General features: G+C 73.1%; 2 protein-coding genes. Both read right to left on the reverse strand.

Features of this window, described 5'->3' with window-relative positions:
- Window positions 1-2702: condensation domain-containing protein (locus ACLEQD_RS36640; protein ID WP_410390533.1), on the reverse strand; the 2702-nt coding region annotated here is incomplete at its 3' end.
- Window positions 2703-2832: 130 nt separating this feature from the next.
- Window positions 2833-5072, reverse strand: a 2240-nt coding sequence (locus tag ACLEQD_RS36645) for a condensation domain-containing protein (RefSeq protein ID WP_410390534.1), incomplete at its 5' end; no start/stop codon positions are given.

The raw sequence follows: 5072 nt of genomic DNA on the forward strand, positions 1-5072 counted from the left end.
ACCGCTTCGACGATGACGGTGACGAGCCCCAGGCCCGCCACGTCCGCCGCCTGCGTCCGCTGCGTCACCACCACGCGCAGCCCCGCGTCCTCCGCGATGGCCTTCACCCGGGCCTCCGGGAAGGACGTGTCCATGGGCACGTACCCTCCTCCCGCCTTGAGGATGCCCAGCATCCCCACCACCGCCTCCACCGTCCGCTCCACGTACAGGCCCACCAGCACGTCCGGGCCTACGCCCTCGTTCACCAGCGCTCGTGCCAGCCGGTTCGCCTTCGCGTCCAGCTCCGCGTACGTCAGCTGCTTGCCTCCCGCGACGACCGCCACGCCTCCGGGCACGCGCTCCACCTGCGCTTCGAACTGCGCGTGGATGCTCTCCAGCGGCACCGCCTCCGCCGTCTGGTTCCACGTCCTCAGCACCTGCTCCCGCTCCGCCTCCGCCAGCATCGGCAGCGCGCTCACGGTCGCGTCCGGATTCGCGGCGATGCCCTCCAGTAGCACCCGCAGGTGCTCTACCATCCGCTCCACCGTCGCCTGCTCGAACAGGTCGGTGCTGTACGCGAGCGCGCCCCGGAAGCCCTCCGCCGACTCCGCGAGTGACAGGCTCAGCTCGAACTTCGTGTGCTCGCCCTCCACCGGCTCGGGACGCAGGGTCAGGTCCGGCAGGGACAGCGCGGTGTCCACCTTCGTGTTGAACACCAGCATCGCCTGGAACAGCGGCGTGCGGCCCAGGTCGCGCTCCGGCCTCAACGCGTCCACCAGCCGCTCGAACGGCACCTGCTGGTGCGCGAACGCTCCCAGCGTCGTCTCGCGCACCTGCCCCAGGAGCTGCCGGAAGGTCCGCTCCGGTGCCACGCGCGTGCGCAGCACCAGCGTGTTCAGGAACAGGCCGATGAGGCCTTCCACCTCCGCGCGGCTCCGGCCCGCGATGGGCGTGCCAACGCTGATGTCATCCTGTCCGGAGTAGCGCGACAGGAGCGTCTGCCACGCGGCCAGCAGCACCATGAACGGCGTGGCGCCCTCACGGCGCCCCAGCGTCTTCAGCGCGTCCGACAGCGGCTTCGACAGCTCCACCGGGACGGAGCCGCCCCGCGACGTCGGCGTCGCGGAACGGGCCTTGTCCGTCGACAGCTCCAGCGCGGCCGGGGCGCCCTCCAGCTCGCGCCGCCACCAGTCGACCTGCTCGTCCAGCGCCTCATCCCGCAGCCATTCACGCTGCCACACCGCGAAGTCCGCGTACTGCAACGGCAGCGCCGGCAGCGGCGAAGGACGCCCCGAGCTGAAGGCCGCGTAGAGCGCTCCAAGCTCGCGCACCAGCACGCTCGCGGACGCGCCGTCGGAGACGATGTGGTGCAGGACCACGACCAGCAGATGCTGACGCTCGCCGGTTCGCACCAGGGTCACGCGCAGCAGCGGTCCCTGGCCCAGGTTGAAGGGGCGCAGCGCTTCGGCGCGGGCATGCTCGCGGGCTTCCCGTTCCGCGTCGGGACGGTCGCGGAGGTCGAGCTGGGCCCAGCCGACCTTGCCCTCGGTGGCGATGCGCTGGAACGGCGTGCCTTCCGCGTCGGCGTGGAAGGTGGTCCGCAGTCCTTCGTGGCGCTGGATGAGCGCGGTGAAGGCTCGCTCCAGGGCCGCGACGTCGAGCGTGCCCTCCAGGCGAAGGACGTTCGGGATGTTGTAGAGCGGGCTGTCCGGCTCCAGCTGCTCCAGGAACCACAGCCGCTGCTGCGCGAACGACAGCGGCATCGCCTCCGTGCGCGGCACTGGCACGAGCGCCGGAGCCGGACGGGCATCCGCTGCCCGGGCCCGTGCGTCCACGCGAAGCGCCAGCTTCTCCACCGTGGGCGCGTCGAACAGCTCACGCAGGGGCAGCTCCACGCCGAAGACGGCGAGCACCCGCGCCACCACCCGCGCCGCCAGCAGCGAGTGTCCGCCCACCTCGAAGAAGTCGTCCCGGCGCCCCACCCGCTCCACGCCCAGCACCTGCGCGAAGACTCCCGCGAGCAGCTCCTCCGTGGGCGTGAGCGGGGCCGTGACGTCCGGGTCACCCGCTTCGCCCTCCGGCTTCGGCAGGGCCTTGCGGTCCACCTTGCCGTTGGACGTGAGGGGCAGCGACTCCAGCACCATGAGCGCCGAAGGCACCAGGTACGCGGGCAGCCGCTGCTGGAGCGAAGCACGCACGGCCGCGACGTCCACGGCCTCACCCGTGACGTAGCCCACCAGCCGCTTGTCACCGGGCACGTCCTCGCGCACCACCACCACGGACTCGCGCACGCCGGGATGGGCCGCCAGCGCCGCCTCGATGTCGCCCAGCTCGATGCGGTAGCCGCGCACCTTCACCTGGAAGTCGGCGCGGCCCAGGTACTCCAGCTGTCCGTCCGCGCGCCAACGCGCCACGTCGCCGGTGCGGTACATCCGCGCGCCCGGCTCCGTGCTGAACGGATCCGGCACGAAGCGCTCCGCCGTCAGCGCCGGGCGCTGCTGGTAGCCGCGCGTCACGCCATCGCCGCTCACGTACAGCCCGCCCGCCACGCCCAGGGGCACGGGCCGCAGCCGGGCGTCCAGCACGTACAGCCGCGTGTTCGCGATGGGCCGTCCGATGGGCACGCCTCCCGACACGTCCGCGTCGCGCGGCACGTCGTAGACCGCGCAGCCCACCACCGTCTCCGTGGGGCCGTACTCGTTGATGAGCCGCGTGCCCGGCATGTGCCGTCGCCAGAAGTCCAGGCTCGCGGGGGCAGGGCCTCGCCGCCCACCACCAGCGCGCCCACGCGCCCCGCCGCCTCCTCCGCGGGCAGCGTCTGGCGCAGCAGCTCCCAGTGCGCCGGGGTCAGCTTCACCAGGCTGTAGTCCGGCCGGGCCCGCAGCGCCCGCGCCAGCCCTTCCACGCCGTCCGACTCCGGCAGCAGCCACACGCCGCGTCCCGCGACCAGCGCACCAGGAGGCTGGTCACCGTCAGGTCGAACACCACGGGCGAGTGCACCGGCGCGCCCACGCCGCGCTCCAGGCCGTAGGCCTCCAGCGACCACGCGACGTAGTTGTTCAGGCCGCCGTGCGGGACCATCACGCCCTTGGGCTGGCCCGTGCTGCCCGACGTGTAGAGCACGTACGCCAGGTGGCCCGCGTCCACGGCCACGTCGCACGGCGTCTCCGGCTGCGCCCGCAGGAGCGCCGCGTCCGCGTCCAGCCGCACCACCTGCTCATCCGCGAGCGGCAGGGCCGACGCCAACCGCTCCACCGTCACGAGCACCCGCACGCCCGCGTCGGAGAGCATGTAGCGCAGCCGTTCCGCGGGGTACGTCGCGTCCATGGGGACGTAGGCGCCGCCGGCCTTCAGGATGCCCAGCAGGCCCACCACCAGCTCGGGCGAGCGCTCCAGGCACAGGCCCACGCGCACCTCGGGCCCCACGCCCAGGCCGCGCAACCGCCGCGCGAGCTGGTTCGCGCGCGCGTCCACCTGCGCGTACGTGAGGACCTGTCCCTCGAAGCGCACCGCCTCCGCGTCCGGCGTGCGCGCCGCCTGGGCCTCGAACAGGTGCTGCACGCAGGCGTTCCGCGCGTAGTCCTTCCCCGTCCGGTTCCACGCCACCAGCACCTGCTGCCGCTCCGCTTCCGGCATCAGGGGCAGGTCGCTGACGCGCTGGCCGGGCTCCGCGACGATGGCCTCCAGCAGGACCCGCAGGTGCCCGAGCATCCGGGCCGCGGTGCTGTCGTCGTAGAGGTCCGGGCTGTACTCCACCGCGGCGATCAAGCCGTCCGCGGAGTCCGCCAGGGACAGGGACAGCTCGAACTTCGCGGCGTCGGTGCCCGTCTCCACGGGGCTCAGGCGCAGGTCGCCCGGGAGCCGTGCCTCGCGCGAGGGCGCCTCCTGGAGCGTGAACATCACCTGGAACAGCGGCGGGCGGCTGAGGTCGCGCTCGGGCTTCAGCTCCTCCACGAGCTTCTCGAACGGCACCTCCTGGTTCGACTGCGCGCCGAGCGTCGTCTCCCGCACCTGCTTGAGCAGGTCCCGGAACGAGAGCCCGTCACCCAGGCGCGCGCGCAGCACGAGCGTGTTGACGAAGAAGCCGATGAGCCCCTCCAGCTCCGTGCGGTTGCGGCCCGCGACGGGCGAGCCCACGCTGATGTCGTCCTGCCCGCTGTAGCGCGACAGCTGCACCTGCCACGCCGCCAGCAGCAGCATGAACGGCGTCACGCCTTCCTTGCGGCCCAGGCTCCACAGCGCATCCCGCAGCGCGGGCGGAAGCGTCGTGGTCCGGCGCGCACCGCGAGTCAGCGGCGCGGCGGTGCGCGGGTGGTCGGTGGGCAACTCGATGACCCGGGGCGCACCCTCCAGCTGCTTGCGCCACCACGCCACCTGCGCGCCGAGCACCTCGTCCTTCAACCAGCCGCGCTGCCACGCCGCGTAGTCCGCGTACTGCACGCCCAGCTCGCGCAGCGGCGCGGGACGTCCGGCGACCTGGGCCGCGTACAGCGCGACGGCCTCGCGCACGAGGACGCCCATGGACCAGCCGTCGGAGACGATGTGGTGCATCACCATCGCGAGCAGGTGCTCCCGCTCGCCCAGGCGCACCAGTCGCGTGCGAAGCAGGGGGCCCTTCGCGAGGTCGAACGGCGCGCGCGTCCACGCATCGACGATGCGCCGGGCCTCGGCCTCACGCTGCGGATGGCCGCTCACGTCGAGGACGTCCCAGGCCACGGGGCCCGGAGGTGCGACGACCTGGAACGGCTGGCCTTCACGCGCCTGGATGGTGGTGCGCAGCGATTCGTGCCGGCGCACCAGCTCCGTCAGGGCCTGCTCCAGGGCCGGGACGTCCAGCGTGCCGTCCAGACGCACCGCCGTGGCCACGTTGTAGGAGGCACTGCCCGGCTGGAGCTGATCCAGGAACCACAGGCGCTGCTGCGCGAAGGACAGCGGCAGGTCGCCCGTGCGCGCCATCGGCGTCAGCGGCGGGACCTTCACACCCTGACGGGCCCGCAGGGCTTCGTCCACGCGCACCGCGAGGGATGCGACGGTGGGGGCTTCGAAGAGGGCGCGCAGCGGCAGCTCCACGCCGAACGCGCTTCGCACGCGCG

It is taken from the genome of Corallococcus sp. 4LFB, assembly GCF_046520365.1.
GTDB lineage: Bacteria > Myxococcota > Myxococcia > Myxococcales > Myxococcaceae > Corallococcus > Corallococcus caeni.